At 26.6% G+C, this 14889-nt stretch carries 15 protein-coding genes and 1 other annotated feature; of the genes, 9 read left to right on the forward strand and 6 right to left on the reverse strand.

Annotated features, from left to right (window positions below):
• Window positions 1–264 precede the first annotated feature (264 nt).
• Window positions 265–1422 (reverse strand): alanine racemase, encoded by a 1158-nt coding sequence (gene alr / locus QK892_RS17590; protein ID WP_317274849.1) that lies wholly within the window; start codon window positions 1420–1422, stop codon window positions 265–267.
• Between the two features lie 121 nt (window positions 1423–1543).
• On the opposite strand from alr, the gene pdxR reads away from it, so the two are divergent.
• On the forward strand, window positions 1544–2938 hold the full coding sequence (pdxR, locus tag QK892_RS17595) for a MocR-like pyridoxine biosynthesis transcription factor PdxR (RefSeq protein WP_317274850.1): 1395 nt from the start codon (window positions 1544–1546) through the stop codon (window positions 2936–2938).
• Between the two features lie 48 nt (window positions 2939–2986).
• Entirely contained in the window at window positions 2987–4177 is a 1191-nt protein-coding gene (locus tag QK892_RS17600; protein ID WP_317274851.1) for a pentapeptide repeat-containing protein, read from the forward strand.
• Window positions 4178–4548: 371 nt separating this feature from the next.
• On the opposite strand, the gene QK892_RS17605 is transcribed toward QK892_RS17600, so the two are convergent.
• From QK892_RS17605 to QK892_RS17615, 3 genes are all read right to left on the reverse strand, one after another.
• Window positions 4549–5565 carry a hypothetical protein gene (locus QK892_RS17605; RefSeq protein WP_317274852.1) on the reverse strand — a complete coding sequence of 339 codons (1017 nt, stop codon included), beginning with the start codon at window positions 5563–5565 and terminating at the stop codon, window positions 4549–4551.
• A gap of 207 nt (window positions 5566–5772) precedes the next feature.
• Entirely contained in the window at window positions 5773–5985 is a 213-nt protein-coding gene (locus tag QK892_RS17610; protein WP_317274853.1) for a hypothetical protein, read from the reverse strand.
• Between the two features lie 43 nt (window positions 5986–6028).
• Window positions 6029–6358, reverse strand: a complete 330-nt coding sequence (locus tag QK892_RS17615; protein ID WP_317274854.1) for a hypothetical protein — start codon at window positions 6356–6358, stop codon at window positions 6029–6031.
• Window positions 6359–6589: 231 nt separating this feature from the next.
• Here QK892_RS17615 and QK892_RS17620 point away from each other — a divergent pair, with 231 nt between their 5' ends.
• The 3 genes from QK892_RS17620 to QK892_RS17630 are packed head-to-tail and all read left to right on the forward strand — an operon-like array spanning window position 6590 to window position 9171.
• Window positions 6590–7084, forward strand: coding sequence for a DUF2975 domain-containing protein (locus tag QK892_RS17620; protein WP_317274855.1), 495 nt, complete (start codon window positions 6590–6592; stop codon window positions 7082–7084).
• 13 nt (window positions 7085–7097) lie between these two features.
• Complete coding sequence (locus tag QK892_RS17625) at window positions 7098–7304, forward strand: helix-turn-helix domain-containing protein (protein ID WP_317274856.1); 207 nt, start codon at window positions 7098–7100, stop codon at window positions 7302–7304.
• 13 nt (window positions 7305–7317) lie between these two features.
• The gene (locus QK892_RS17630; RefSeq protein WP_317274857.1) at window positions 7318–9171 is read left to right on the forward strand and encodes a DUF4153 domain-containing protein; all 1854 of its coding nucleotides are present in this window, start codon (window positions 7318–7320) and stop codon (window positions 9169–9171) included.
• 90 nt (window positions 9172–9261) lie between these two features.
• Here the strand turns inward: QK892_RS17630 and QK892_RS17635 are convergent, their stop codons facing one another.
• Window positions 9262–10467: a glycoside hydrolase family 3 protein gene (locus QK892_RS17635; protein WP_317274858.1), complete on the reverse strand. Its 1206-nt coding sequence runs from the start codon at window positions 10465–10467 to the stop codon at window positions 9262–9264.
• Window positions 10468–10747: 280 nt separating this feature from the next.
• Here QK892_RS17635 and QK892_RS17640 point away from each other — a divergent pair, with 280 nt between their 5' ends.
• The 4 genes from QK892_RS17640 (at window position 10748) to QK892_RS17655 (ending at window position 14315) form a co-directional block, all read left to right on the forward strand.
• Window positions 10748–11233, forward strand: coding sequence for a permease (locus QK892_RS17640; RefSeq protein ID WP_317274859.1), 486 nt, complete (start codon window positions 10748–10750; stop codon window positions 11231–11233).
• Window positions 11230–11763 (forward strand): permease, encoded by a 534-nt coding sequence (locus QK892_RS17645; RefSeq protein ID WP_317274860.1) that lies wholly within the window; start codon window positions 11230–11232, stop codon window positions 11761–11763. The genes QK892_RS17640 and QK892_RS17645 overlap by 4 nt, the downstream gene beginning before the upstream one ends.
• Before the next feature lie 82 nt (window positions 11764–11845).
• Window positions 11846–12077 (forward strand) — a binding site (T-box leader).
• Window positions 12078–12135: 58 nt separating this feature from the next.
• On the forward strand, window positions 12136–13797 hold the full coding sequence (gene gltX, locus QK892_RS17650) for a glutamate--tRNA ligase (protein ID WP_317274861.1): 1662 nt from the start codon (window positions 12136–12138) through the stop codon (window positions 13795–13797).
• Window positions 13798–14135: 338 nt separating this feature from the next.
• Window positions 14136–14315 carry a MarR family transcriptional regulator gene (locus QK892_RS17655; RefSeq protein WP_317274862.1) on the forward strand — a complete coding sequence of 60 codons (180 nt, stop codon included), beginning with the start codon at window positions 14136–14138 and terminating at the stop codon, window positions 14313–14315.
• Window positions 14316–14481: 166 nt separating this feature from the next.
• On the opposite strand, the gene QK892_RS17660 is transcribed toward QK892_RS17655, so the two are convergent.
• Window positions 14482–14724 (reverse strand): hypothetical protein, encoded by a 243-nt coding sequence (locus QK892_RS17660; RefSeq protein WP_317274863.1) that lies wholly within the window; start codon window positions 14722–14724, stop codon window positions 14482–14484.
• Window positions 14725–14889 lie beyond the last annotated feature (165 nt).

Here is a 14889-nt window from a genome sequence, read left to right on the forward strand (position 1 = left end):
TACAGGATTAGGATTAAAAGAGTCAAAAGAATATATTGATAAATTAAATGAAGAAGTTAATTCGTAATTTTAAACTATTGCGAATTAAAAGTGGATAAACAAATGATTACTCCATATATACTTCATAGGAGAAATAATTGATTTATCCACTTATATACTTTCTATTATAAACTTAACTTTAAAATATAAATATTGAATAAAAAATCAATTTCCAAAACTCCGTAAGGAGTTTTTTCTGTAATTTTACATTTTACATTCTACATTTTACATTAAATAACGTACTCCTGTTACCTTGTTATCTTTAATATATACTCTAGGAGCTCTTCTTCCAATTAGGCAAAGAACTTCATAGCTAATTGTATTTAATATATTAGCCATATCTTCAGCATCAAATTTTATTTCACCATCACTACCTAGAAGTATAACTTCATCACCTGTTTCTACGCCTTCTATGTGAGTTACATCTACCATGAATTGATCCATGCATACATTTCCTATAATAGGAGCTAACTTTCCTTTTATTATTACGCTTCCCCTATTAGAAAGTCCTCTAGAATATCCATCAGCATATCCAACTGGCAGGGTTGCTATTAATGTTTTCTTATTTGTTTTATAGTTTTTTCCATAACCAATATATTCATTTTCATCAACTTCTTTAAGATAAAGTATTCTAGTTTTCCAAGTTAATACTGGTTTTAAATCAATATCATTTTTATTAACTTCACTTGAAGGATAATATCCGTATTGGATTATTCCTGGCCTAACATAATTATAGTGACTTTCAGGAATATCTATTATTGCAGCACTGTTAGAAAGGTTTCTTTTATCTATAGTAACTCCTTCTGCATCTAGTTTGCTTAGTATGGAATTATATATATCCATTTGTTTTTTAGAATAACTTTTATCTATGGAATCAGCTGTAGAAAAGTGAGAAAATATACTATCTATACTTAAGTTACTTAACTTAGAAATACTAATTATATCTTCTATATCTTTAGTATTATTTCTAAAGCCTATTCTACCCATTCCAGAGTCTAAAGCAATATGAATTTTAACGATTCTATTAATTTCTTTTGCTTTCTCATTAAGTTTATTTGCAAAGTGAAGAGTTGATACTGTTGGCTCAACATCATAATTAATTAATTCAGCAATTGCAAATTCCTCACTAATACCAAGAAGCATAATTGGAGCATTAATATCATTTTCTCTAAGCTCTATAGCTTCAACAATATTAGCAACTGCAAGTTTTTTTACATTACAGCTTAATAAAGCTTTAGATACTTCAACAGCACCATGACCATAAGCATTAGCTTTTACAACACCTATTATTTCACTTTTATTAGATCTTCTCTTTATTTCTTCTATATTATTTATTAAATTATTTAAATCAATTTCAGCCCAAATTGGATGTAATAAATTCATAATATAACCCCTTACTATTGTTGACTTCTTAATCATATCATTGATAATATTATATACATAAACTGAAACTTTGATAAGTATCAGTATTAATAAATTTGATGAGGTCAGATAAGGTGATGATATGGACACTTTAACTATAAATTTAAATTCTAATAGTAATATTCCACTATACATTCAACTTTATAATTTTATAAAAGAAGAAATTCAATTAGGTAATTTACAAGCAAATAGTAAGCTACCTTCAAAAAGAAAATTATCTAAATATTTAGAAATTAGTCAAAATACAGTAGAAGCAGCATATGATCAGTTGATAGCTGAAGGATATATAGTATCTTTACCTAGAAAAGGATACTATGTATCGGAATTACAAGAAGTGATAAATAATACTAGTAAAAAAGATTATGAAAATAAGAAGATAGGAAGAAGAAAACAATACAAATATGAATTTTATTCCAGTAGAGTTGATCTTGATAGCTTTCCATACGGAGTATGGAGGAAAATCAATAAAGAAGTTTTAATAGAAGAAAATAAGGAACTTTTACAGATAGGTCATTCTCAAGGGGATAGAAATTTAAGAGAGTCAATTAACAATTACTTAAGGTTTTCTAGAGGAGTTAATACTAATATAGATAATATAATTATAGGGGCTGGAAGTGAGTATTTATTTCAAATAATTATAAATATATTAGGGAGAGAAAAAGTGTTTTCTGTAGAGGAACCTGGATATTATAAAGTTAAAAAAATATTAAAAGTAAATGGTATAAATCCAGTTGCAATACCAATTGATAATTATGGAGTAGATATTAATAATTTAAGGGAAAGCAACTCAGAAGTAATTCATATAACTCCTTCTCATCAATTTCCCACAGGAGTTATTATGCCTATTAATAGAAGAATTCAAATTTTAAATTGGGCAAATGAAGATAGTAAAAGATATATAATAGAAGATGATTATGATAGTGAGTTTAGATTTGAAGGAAGACCGATACCAGCTTTACAGAGTTTAGATAGTAAAGGGAAGGTTATATATTTAGGAACATTTTCAAAGTGCTTTTCACCATCAGAAAGAATAGCTTATATGGTATTACCAGATAAATTAATGAAGATATATAAGGAAGACTTTAGTTTTTTAGCTTGCACTGTGTCTAGGACTACGCAACAAGCTTTAGTAAGGTTTATAGAAGAGGGGCACTTTGAAAGACACCTAAATAAAATGAGGAATATTTATAGAAGAAAGAGAGAATTTTTAGTATCTTTGATAAAAAAGCACCTAAATAATACTGAGATTATTGGAACTAACTCTGGACTACATTTATTACTAAAAGTTAATAATGGAATGAGCGAAAAAGAGCTTATTATGTCAGCAGAAGAAAAAGGCATTAGGATATTAGGATTATCAAATTCTTATTTAAATAATTTTGAAGAAAGTAAAACTGTATTTTTAGGATATGCTAATTTGAAGTATGATGAAATAGAAGAAGCAATAATAATATTAAAAGAAGCATGGAATTTATAATAAATCTTTAGGAGATAATATAGGTATTAAATTTAGAGGAGAATGTATATGGCCTATATAAATTTTAAAGAGGAAGTTTCAGTAGCTAAAGATCAATTAAAAAAACGCATTAATAATAATAAAAAAATATTTGGAAAATTATTAGAGCATAAAGAAGATGTATATTCGGAATATATTCCAAATGAAAAGTATAGTTTTAAAGAACATAAAGAATTAGTTTTAGGAGGAGGTCATCCTAAAAAAGAAGATGAATTTAAAGAAGTTAAAGATGCAGATATAGTTTGTTCTAAGTTTATTAAATGTAGATTTTCTAATATAAAATTCACAAACTGTAGATTTATTGGTTGCTATTTTGAAGAATGTGAATTAATGGGTGGAGGAGTAGTTTTTCAAGATTGTATTTTTTTCAAGCAGGATAGAGATGCTAAACCAAATTTAAATAAAGAAGATAACCTTTCCTGTGAATTTAATGATTGTAAGGTATATGCCAAGTTTATAAATTGCACATTAGAATATATTATTTTCAACAAATGTATTTTAAATACTACTAATTTTGAATTAAGTGATATGAGTAATGGAATGATATTTGATTCAACCTTAAGTATGATAATTATTTCTGATACTAATCTATCAGGAACCAAAATAGTAAATACATATATTGAAGATTTGGAGTTTAGAGATAAGTATAAAAGTAAATTAGATGAAAAAACTTTTTTTGATAAGATAAAGTTTAGAAAAAGAAATAGAGATGAATACGAAGGAATATATACAGTTTATGAAAATATAGCTGATAAATTTAAAGATAATAATTTGAAAAATAATTTTGGAGAATATTATTTTTTATGCAGAAAAGCTCAAAGAAAGGTTCTAAAACCTATTCCTAAGATTACGTCAACAATTAGTTTATTAAGCTGTGGATACGGAGAAAGACCAATGTATGCTGTATATTTTTCTTTGTTTATAGTTTTTCTATTTTCTATATTGTATTTAATTTTTGGAATAAAGGTAAATGAAGAGTTAATTACATATGACAATATGAATAATTTAAGTGAATTAAGAAAAATTCTAAAAGACTATAATGAATCACTAAATCTAAGCGTTGGAATGTTTGCAGGGGTAGGACTTAATGAAGCGCAGCCATCTCCAAGATCTTATATGCTAAGTAATATAGAAATGTTAATTGGCGTATTAATGACAGGAATTGGAACGGGAGCACTGGTAAAGAAAATAGTTAGGTAATGCTTCGCAAATGAAAAAATGAAAGAATGAAAGAATGAAATAATGAAAAATGAAAGAATTGAGAAAGTGATAAGTTATAATGAATAGTTAAGGGAAGAGCATCAAAAAGTTTTAAATATTATGGAAAGTGTATTAGAAAATAAGTCTATGGATTTCAAAATCTATAGACTTATTTTTTTAATTATTTTTCTTCATATCTTTATAAATATCATTTAATAATAAAGGCATCTCTTTACTATCACCTGTCACAAGCATCCAAATACCTACTAATGGCAACATTAATATTAAAATTTACCTTTAGTATTTCATCATAGAGTACAAATGAGTTATTGTTTAACATTGCGTACCAAGTATTAGTTTCTAATTTGATTCTATTGACTTAATTTCATCTGTGCTCTGACCATATCAGCAACTTCGTAAAACCAACTGTACATATCTTCTGGCTTTAGTGACATTAACCTATCAATATCAACAATTATTGTTTTATCTTTAATAGATGTAACCTCATAAAATAGCTGTGAATTAAGAATATCAATACTACTAATTTTTTCCCACTCTTGAATATCCATTTCCCCTTTTTCTATCAATAATTTAAAGGTATCAAAGAAGTATTTTTGCATGAAGTTTACCTTTAAATCATTTATTCCTGTAAATTTTTTATCTATTTCAGACCATAGCTCTGAAATAGCTTGTTGCCTTGTAATAAGGCTCTGCAAATCAAAGTTTCCTGTTGAAAATATTTTTATAAGTACATCATTCCAATTCTCAGGTTTCCACTCTAAAGTCTTACTCATGTGAACAAGCCATTTATCATGTGGAATATATTCTTTATTTAAAATAAATAATGCACTTATTAACGGCTTTAATGAATTGTTTAGCATAAAATGCCCTTGTATTATATCATTACGATTTATCCATATATCCCCTGCCAAACGATAATTCCACCATGCATCAAACATAAGTCCCTCTGCTTGAGCAATGTTTATTGGTAGAGATAACTTTTGTTTGATGAACTCAGATACTTTATTTGCAGGGTCATAAATAATTTTTGCATAAGATAAATCCCATAATGCCACCATATCATAACTTCGATTTAAAACCTCATTAAAATCTTCAATTTTTATATCATAAAGATATCCATTGATTTTTGTAATGCCAAGCGGAACGGGTGTTTTTGTTTTTTTATATTTCTGATATTGCTCTTGTGATAAGAAAATTACGATGTCAATTTCAGATAGATAATCTGCATATCCGCGGGACAATCCACCATCTAACATAATACCTACAATATCGTCAAAAGCTAAAAATTTATTCATACATTTATTTAATTCATTCAGTAATTCTTCAATATTGTTTTCACTATCAATATTAACAAAAGGTCTTTTCATGACATCTCCTTAAAAAATATAATAATATTAAGTCTATAATTTAATACTAGATTTCATTAAAATATTTACATCATTGACCATTTTTATTCTTAAAAAACACTATTATACACACTATGAAAAGAACAGTAATAATAAATATACATATACTTACTAAAGTGAATTTATTACTCTGTCTTGTCTTTAAATCCTTTTAATAGAATTTTTAATTTATACAGTTTTTTCTTTCTTAAAATAGGTATAAATTCCGCTAATGAATAGTAAGGCAGATGACAATACTATAACTTCAGGGCTTTTAACAAAGAAGGAATACGGTAAAAATACTAGAGCACATACTATTTCTCTAATTCCTCTTTTCTTATTTCTAAGTAAAAATGCAATTATTCCAATTATAGATAAACATATAATAAGTTTTATAATCAATATACTTCCCCCTTATTTTATTCTAATAATGTTAATTTGTAATTCAAGATTGAAAGCTAATGGCACCGAATATTGGGAAAACTACTAAAATGAATATTATCATGATTAAAGAAACTATTTTTCCAATCTTAGCTCCAAAGTTATTTTTATATTTGTATCCTAAAATAAAAGCTGGTATAAAAAATATAAGTGAATATATTACTGTATAATGTAAGCCTGTGTTGCCATTAGACCAAGGCTTTAATCCTATATAGTTTAATATAACATCTCCATAACACAGATTATCTCCAAAAGAAAAAGAAAATAAAATACCAATAATAGATAGCAATAAGGAAATAGAACCTAATCCTATTTTTTTATTATTTAAGATCAATATTAATACCTCCATGAAATAGTTATTTAATAAGATAATAACACTATTTTCAAATATATTCCATTTATTTCTATATAGAGGTTTTATCTTAGAATCATAAGAAATAACTTAATTCTTTAGGGGGAAAGTAAGATGATTTAAAAGAGAAATATATTATTGTTTTTCGATAAAAATATATTGAAAAAGGTTTCTTTTGATGATAGTATATATCTATGAAGTAGGAGGGATTATATGGAAATGAAAAATGAAAAAAACTTATCTAAGGTATTATCTGTAATTCTAAATATTACTATTATTTTGGGAATAATTCTTTCAGGGTTACTTGTATATGATACTTTTATAAAAAAAGGAATTGAAGAAGTAATAATTAGTAAAGGTATAATAATATCATTATTAGTAATAGGAGTAAGTAGCTTATTTTATGTAGTTTTTATGTTAAAGGGTATAATAAACACACTGGTAAAGGGAGATCCCTTTGTTAGAGATAATGTAGTTGCCTTTAAAAAAATATCTGTAGCTTGTTTGATTATATCATCATGTTACTTAATAAATTTATTTATAAACTCAAATTTTAAGGAGTTTAAGTTTATTTATGTAGATAATATGGGAATACATACCGATATGGAAGTATTTATATTTTTATTTGCAGCGGCATTTATATATATTTTAGCCAAGGTTTTTGATAAAGCTGTATCCTTTAAAGAGGAAAATGATTTAACTATATGATAAGGAGAATAACATGGGAATAGTAGTGAATTTAGATGTTATGATGGCAAAGAGAAAAATTTCTTTAAATGAGTTAGCAGAGAGAGTTGGAATTACAAATGCAAATCTTTCTATATTAAAAAATAATAAGGCTAAGGCAGTTAGATTTTCAACCTTAGAGGCTATTTGCAAAGAACTAAATTGTCAGCCAGGAGATATATTAGAATATGTAGATGAATAATGGAGGTGTAATAATGGTCAACGTTGTATCATTAGTCTTAATGAAGGCAGAAAAGATACTTTTACTAAAGAGAACAAAAAATAGATTACCAATTATCGCTATGAATGATAATGAAACTCCAGAAAAATGTATTGAAAGATGGACTAAAGATAATATAGAAATAGGAACATCAAAATTAATAAAAATTGAAAAAAACTTTAAAATTGACAATTATAATATTAGTTTAATTTTTATAGATACAACTAATACTGAAGTTAACATTTTTAATGAAGAATTAGTATTTGAAGATTGTAAGTATACAAGTAACATTAATAAGGTTGAAGAAGAGTTATTGATAAATGTAGTTAAGAAGTGTAATTTAATAAATTATAGATCTTTAGCTATTGAGTCATTATCAAAAACTTATAATATTAACAATAAACCTTCTTTAAGAAATCCATTTATGGAATTAGAAAAGGGAAGGATGAACAATAAGAAAGCTTTAAATCTTATAGTTTTATCATTACTTGTAGGAGCTTTATTTTCAATATTTGTATTTAACTACTTAGGAGTTTCAGTTCCTATTATTATTGGTTTAATGGTTATTCTATTTATAAATATCGTGGGAATTAGAAACAAAAGCTTTTTAGGATTCTTTTTTGTTGCTGCAAGTATTATTCTTTCATTAACTTATGGCATATTTACCAATGAAGTATTTAGGTTTTTAAATTTAATAGTTATTCCAATAAGCTTATTTTCAGGATTTTTATTATTAACTTATAATAATATACAATTTAAGCTGGTTAATTTTATAGTTGCTTTCTTTGAATTAATTGTTGGTCAGTCTATAGAAAATACTTCAAAGCTTTCAGTTGAGTTAAAAGAGAGATTTGGAAACGTAGATAGAGAAAAGAAAAATGGGTATTCTAAGCATATATTAAAGGGGATATTAATCTCTATACCTTTAGTTATAGTTTTACTGATGTTACTTTCAGGAGCAGATGAGGTATTCAGTTATTATTTATCAAATATTTGGGAATACATTAATATAGAAAATATTTTTGATTTTGTTATTAGAGTTATTATAGCTATGGCAGTAATGTTTTTAGTTTATGGATTAAACTATACATTATCATCTACTAAGGTTAAAAAAGTAAATAATAAAGGTTTTAATAGAACTTTTAATGCAACTACAATAGTTACTATTTTAGTTTCAATAATTTTAATATACTTAGTATTTACTAAGATACAAGTTTCATATCTATATTTAAACAAGGAACTACCGGCAGATGTTACTTTCGCAGATTATGCAAGAAGTGGATTCTTCCAATTAGTATTTTTAGTAGTTCTAGATCTTATTATGATAATATCTATTAAGCTAAAAACTATTGTTAATAGTTCAAGAACAAATAATGTTTTAAATATTGTTTATAGTATAATCACAGTTTTAACTATAAATATGGGAGTAGCTGCAATATATAAGATGAATTTATATATTGGGGAATTTGGATACACAAGACTTAGGATTTTAGTTCAAGCATTTACAGTGTTCTTATGTATATCACTTGTATTTCTTCTATTATTTATATGGAGAGAAAATAATTTATTTAAGCCTATTGCAATAGTGGCTATGGCTATATATTTAGCTTTAAATTATGGTAATATAGATAATTTTATTGCAAAGGAAAATATTAAGCTTATAAATCAAAGAGAAGAAATAGATTTGTGGTATCTTTCAAAGCTATCCTTAGATGCAAGAGATGCTATTGAAGAGGGTAGAAAAAGTGGCTTAGTTAGTATGGAATATTATAATCTATGGCTTAGAAAAATAGTTACAACTGATCATTGGTATGAGTATAACTATTATAATAATGAAATATCAAAATAGGGAGAGTAGTTTGAAATGGAGAGAAGCGGAAAAGTATATAGTGCCATTTCTACAATTTTAATTTAGGAGCTGCTACGGCAGCTCCTATTTTTATATTATATTTAGTTTTAATTTTAGTTGTAATACTCTTAAAACAGCTTCATTTATAACTTCTTCTTTTATGTCGCCATTATTTACAGCTTCAATAACCGTAGGAATTTGAATATTATAATCTGAAGAAATAATTAAATCATTTCCAGCGTTTACTGCAAATATTACAGAATTAACTTCACCTATATATTCTTTTATTGCATCCATTTGTAAGTCATCTGTCATTATTACTCCATCAAATCCTAAATCATTTCTAATAATATCATGAACAGGTTTAGATAAAGAAGCAGGAAGTGTCTCATCTATTGAACTAATAATATTATGAGATACTAAAATACTATCGGCACCTGCATCTATACCAGCTTTAAAGGGAATAAAATCATTATTAATAAAGCTCTCGTAACTTCTGTTATCAACTGACATACCTGAATGAGTATCTAAATTACTTCCATAACCAGGGAAATGTTTTAATGCTGAACCCATATTATTTTTTTGCATAGTTTCCACTACAGTTCTTATATAAGTAGCTGTCTCATCAGCACTTTTTCCAAAGGTTCTTGGATAAATATAATCATTAGGATCAGTTGAAATATCACAAACTGGAGCTAAGTTCATATTAATTCCAATAGAATTTAATAGTTCTGCTTTTTCTTTGGTATCGCTAATAATTAATGGATATCCACCTTCATTATATAGATCCTGTGGTGAGTAAAATGGAACAGCCCTAAATTCAGGATACCAGCTTAATCTATTAACAATTCCGCCTTCTTCATCTATTGCCATAATCATATTGATATTTGAGTTTTCTTGATAGAGTTTAATGGTAGAAGATAAGCTGTCCTTAGTTTCTCCTTGTATATTTGCATCGAATAATATAAAACCACCAACTTTATATTTATTAATGTCATCTAATGCAGTTTCACTATTACATCTAATCAGAAACATTTGTCCAACTTTTTCTTCAAGTGACATATTAAATAATAGCTCTTTTGCTTTTACTAAGTTACTATCTTCAGTTGATGGATTATCTGGTGTATTTGAATTGTCATCTGGGTTATTTGAATTATCATTGTCGATAATTGAGTCAGAATTATCTTCTCCAGTAGGAGGTTCATTTGTTTTTCTAGAATCAGAATATTTATAGCCTATGAAAAAAGAAACTATAAATAATAAAATAATAGAAAAGACTAAAACTAATTTTTTCATAATATGTCTCCAATACTAATAAAATTTAATAAAGAATTACAATAAAATCTTAACTTTACCTTGAATATATAATAAGTAATATTATTTTAAATTAAAGTTAGTTTTAGAACCTTATATTAATAATTATAACTATATTATATGCATATATACATAATTGGACAAATTTTATTACACATCTATAATATCTATATATTAAATTATAAGTCAAAATTAAAGATTTCACCTAATTATGATTGCTTTATATAATAATATTAATTAATACTTTTTAAAAGTGAGGTATATGAGTAGTTTAATTCTTTATATATTAACATTTATCTTTTTTATAATATCATATAAAAAAGATAAGGAAAAAACAAAAAAAGCATTATTAAAAGGATGTAAGTCAATAGAAAATATACTTCCTCAATTTCTAGGAATAATTTTAATTGTAGGATTAACCTTAGCAATATTAAATCCAGAAACAATAGCACGCATAATTGGAAGTAATAGTGGTATTTCAGGAGTATTTTTATCTGCAATTTTAGGAAGTATTGCAATGATGCCTACCTTTGTAGCATTTTCTACAGGTGATATGCTATTAAAAAATGGAGCTGGTATAGCACAAGTCACCGCTCTTATATCAACACTTACCTTAATTGGAATAATTAGTATTCCCTTGGAAATGAAATATATAGGTAAAAGAGCAGCTATCTATAGAAACATATTAGCTTTTGTTTTTTCAATCATAGTAGCATTTTTCGTGGAAATGGTGGTGACAATGATATGATAAAAACTTTAGCAAAAAGATATTCCTTTTTTATTACTTTCCTTATAGTAATGATAATTATAACAGTTTTTAATAAAGACTTAGGAATTAAATCATTTAGTATAGCTTCATCAAGTTTTAGGCAAATGCTTGAAATAGTTCCTCCAATAATGCTAATGCTTGGGCTTATAGATGTATGGATTTCAAGAGAAACTATGATGAAATATATGGGAGATAATTCAGGGATAAAAGGAGTTTCTCTTGCAATGCTGATAGGATCAATAGCAGCTGGACCTATGTATGCAGCTTTTCCTTTTACAAAGGTTCTTCTTAAAAAAGGTGTTAAATTTAGTAATATAATAATATTTATGAATGCTTGGTGTGTAACTAAAATATCTACATTGATGTTTGAGTTTTCTTCATTAGGATATAAATTTACTTTAGCAAGGCTTCTTATTGATATTCCAGGAGTAATTATTATGGGATATTTAGTTCAATTTTTAATGCCAAAGGATGAGTTAGATAGACTTTATAAGGAGAATTTAGACTAAGAAGTAATGTTGTTAAATGAATAATATAAAATTATTTACAAAAACTAAATGTATAGTTATAATGTTTATGACAAAGCATAAATAATAAGCTATGAAAGAGAAAAGTAGATAGATAATCATTTTACAGAGATTTAAGCATAGGTGGAAGCTTAAAATTTGATGCTATTGAATGAAGCTCTGGAGCTATAAACTGAAACTGCATTATTAAATTGCAAGTAAGTTTATGGGATTCTCCCCTTAAAGAGATTGAGTGGATTAATTTTTAATTAATCAATTTAGGTGGTAACGCGGAAATTTAGTCTTTCGTCCTAATATTTATAGGATGAAGGGCTTTTTTATTTATAATTAAAAACAAACGGAAGGAAGATAAATATGAGTTTAGAAAAATTAGCAGAATTAATATTCCCTAATATTGATAAGACACCAGAAGATTATATTGCAAAATATCCAAAAAGAAATTTAAAAGAAGGTGCTGTAGTTACAAGATATGCACCATCACCAACTGGATTCCAACACATCGGTGGAGTTTTTGCCGCATTAATTAATGAAAGATTAGCAAGCCAAACAGGTGGAGTATTCTATTTAAGAATAGAAGATACTGACCAAAAAAGAGAAGTTGCAGGTGCTATAGAAGATACTATTCAAACTATGCATAACTTCGGTATGGATTTTAACGAAGGTATGACTGGAGATAATACTTCAAAAGGAGAATATGGTCCATATAGACAAAGTGAAAGAGCTGATATATACAGAGCTTTTGCTAAAGATTTAATTAAGAAGGGATTAGCTTACCCAGCTTTTGATACACCAGAAGAGTTAGCAGAACTTAGAGAAAGACAAACAGCTGAAAAAATAACTCCAGGATACTATGGAGAATATGCTAAGGATAGAAATTTAACTGCTGAAGAAGCTATGGAAAAAATAAATAATGGAGAAGCTTACATAATTAGATTTAAGTCACCAGGAAATATAGAAAATAGAGTAGAATTCCAAGACTTAATTAAGGGTGATATAAGCTTCCCTGAAAATAATCAAGATATAGTTATAATTAAGGGTGATGGACTTCCAACTTATCACTTTGCACACGTTGTAGATGACTCTTTAATGAGAACTACTCATGTTATAAGAGGAGAAGAATGGTTATCTTCATTACCAATACACGTTCAATTATTTGATGTATTAGGTTTAGAAAGACCAAACTATGCTCATATTCCAACAATAATGAAGAATGATAATGGTTCTAAGAGAAAATTATCTAAGAGAAAAGATGCAGAAGCTGCAGTTTCATACTACAAAGAAGTTGGATACCCTGTTCAATCAGTTGTTGAATACTTATTAAACATAGTAAATTCTACTTTTGAAGAGTGGAGAGCAGAAAATCCTACAGTAGATTATCATGAATTTGAAGTAGCTTTAGATAAGATGAGTAAATCAGGTGCATTATTTGATATAGTTAAATTAAATGATGTAAGTAAAGAAGTTATCTGTAAGATGAAAGCTGATAAGGTTTATGAATTATATACTGAATGGGCTAAGGATTTCGATAAAGAAATGTATGACTTAGTAACTGCAAATGAAGAAATGTCTAAGGAAATCTTTAATATAGATAAAGAAGGTCCAAAGCCAAGAAAAGACTTTGCTAAATGGGATGAAGTAAGAGGAAAAGTAGATTATTTCTATGATGAATTATTCAATAAGGAAACAGCAGAAAATGTTGAACTTCCAAAGACTTTAAGCTTAGAAAATGCAAAAGAAGTAATAAAAGTATATAAAGATAAATTTAATTTTAATTCAGGAAGTCAAGAAGCTTGGTTTGAAGAGTTAAAAGTTATTGGAGCAGAGCTTGGATACTGTGCTAACAGAAAAGAATACAAAGCAAATCCAGATGCATTTAAGGGAATGATTTCTGATGTTGCTGGAGCTGTAAGAGCAGCTTTATCTCATAGAAGCAACACTCCTGATCTTTATACTATTATGCAAATATTAGGTGAAGACAAAGTAAGATCTAGATTTGAAGCATTTTTAAATATATAAGATAAGGGTCGTTGCACAATGCACAATGCATAATTGATAATGCATAATTAATGTAAAAACTACTGAAAGTAGTTTTGAAAATTAAGGGGCTATCACATTAGCAGATAAAAAATCTGTTAAAGATAAGATAGCTCCTTTATTTTTTATTAAAAAGGAGCTATGCACTAATTATTAGCGTGACAGTAACTTATTTATTAATTTAAGCAATTAATAAAATAGTTAGTTGAAAGTTGGATATAATTATAGAGTACGGAAAATAAAAATTTTTATTTAATAGTTGAAATCATTTTAGATTATTATGTAAAATAAATATATCATAATGAAAAGGAGTTCAGTTTATGGAAAATTATAATGCTGTATTAGAATGTTTTGAAAAGAATGATGAGGCAATGAATGCCACTGCAGTTGCAGAAAAAACAGGCATAGACAAAAAAGAAGTATCTAAGGTAATGGATAAACTTAAAAAGGAAGAAAAGATTTATTCACCAAAAAGATGCTACTGGCAAATAAAGAGATAAGTAATAGGTAAGAAGTAAGAAGTAAGAAGTAAGAGGGAATAAGTAAGAGCTTAGATTGAAATTTCACTTGGGGTGAAATTTCTTTTTTTAGATTTAATTTCAAAATAAAATTTATATTGGTGATTAAAAAATAAATAAAGTACTTTTTAATCACCAACATATTAAATTACTGAGTATTCTTTTTAGATGAAGTTCCTATTATTAAAGTGGGTACTATAGCGATAACTGAAGTAATGATAATATTATCCCAAAAAGTTCTTATATAGTATTCATTAAGTTTTTGCATTATAGTAACATTCTCAACCCAATGAATTGCTACACCAATATTAGATTTTAAATAACCTACAATTGGATATAGTATTATTAATGAAATAATAAAAGTGATAATTCTCTTTTTATTTATGAGCATAATTATTTCCTCCATTAATTACTATAAATTAAATACTTACATTTTAATTTACCTTCGATTCAAGATTATTGATAAAAAAATATAATTTTCAATTAGTAAGATTTACATTTATTAAAGGATAATCTTTTCTGTTATTAACATTTTAAATTACCTCCTTAGTTTCAC

It is taken from the genome of Clostridium lamae (assembly GCF_033043255.1).
Classification (GTDB): Bacteria; Bacillota; Clostridia; order Clostridiales; family Clostridiaceae; genus Clostridium; species Clostridium lamae.

Excerpts from the sequence above, each read along its gene's own strand:
- QK892_RS17660 (WP_317274863.1), bottom strand. The coding sequence starts at position 14,724 with ATGCTCATAAATAAAAAGAGAATTATCACTTTTATTATTTCATTAATA.
- gltX (WP_317274861.1), top strand. The coding sequence starts at position 12,136 with ATGAGTTTAGAAAAATTAGCAGAATTAATATTCCCTAATATTGATAAG.
- QK892_RS17605 (WP_317274852.1), bottom strand. The coding sequence starts at position 5,565 with ATGAAAAGACCTTTTGTTAATATTGATAGTGAAAACAATATTGAAGAA.
- QK892_RS17645 (WP_317274860.1), top strand. The coding sequence starts at position 11,230 with ATGATAAAAACTTTAGCAAAAAGATATTCCTTTTTTATTACTTTCCTT.
- QK892_RS17600 (WP_317274851.1), top strand. The coding sequence starts at position 2,987 with ATGGCCTATATAAATTTTAAAGAGGAAGTTTCAGTAGCTAAAGATCAA.
- QK892_RS17640 (WP_317274859.1), top strand. The coding sequence starts at position 10,748 with ATGAGTAGTTTAATTCTTTATATATTAACATTTATCTTTTTTATAATA.
- QK892_RS17655 (WP_317274862.1), top strand. The coding sequence starts at position 14,136 with ATGGAAAATTATAATGCTGTATTAGAATGTTTTGAAAAGAATGATGAG.
- QK892_RS17635 (WP_317274858.1), bottom strand. The coding sequence starts at position 10,467 with ATGAAAAAATTAGTTTTAGTCTTTTCTATTATTTTATTATTTATAGTT.
- QK892_RS17630 (WP_317274857.1), top strand. The coding sequence starts at position 7,318 with ATGGTCAACGTTGTATCATTAGTCTTAATGAAGGCAGAAAAGATACTT.
- pdxR (WP_317274850.1), top strand. The coding sequence starts at position 1,544 with ATGGACACTTTAACTATAAATTTAAATTCTAATAGTAATATTCCACTA.
- QK892_RS17620 (WP_317274855.1), top strand. The coding sequence starts at position 6,590 with ATGGAAATGAAAAATGAAAAAAACTTATCTAAGGTATTATCTGTAATT.
- QK892_RS17625 (WP_317274856.1), top strand. The coding sequence starts at position 7,098 with ATGGGAATAGTAGTGAATTTAGATGTTATGATGGCAAAGAGAAAAATT.
- alr (WP_317274849.1), bottom strand. The coding sequence starts at position 1,422 with ATGAATTTATTACATCCAATTTGGGCTGAAATTGATTTAAATAATTTA.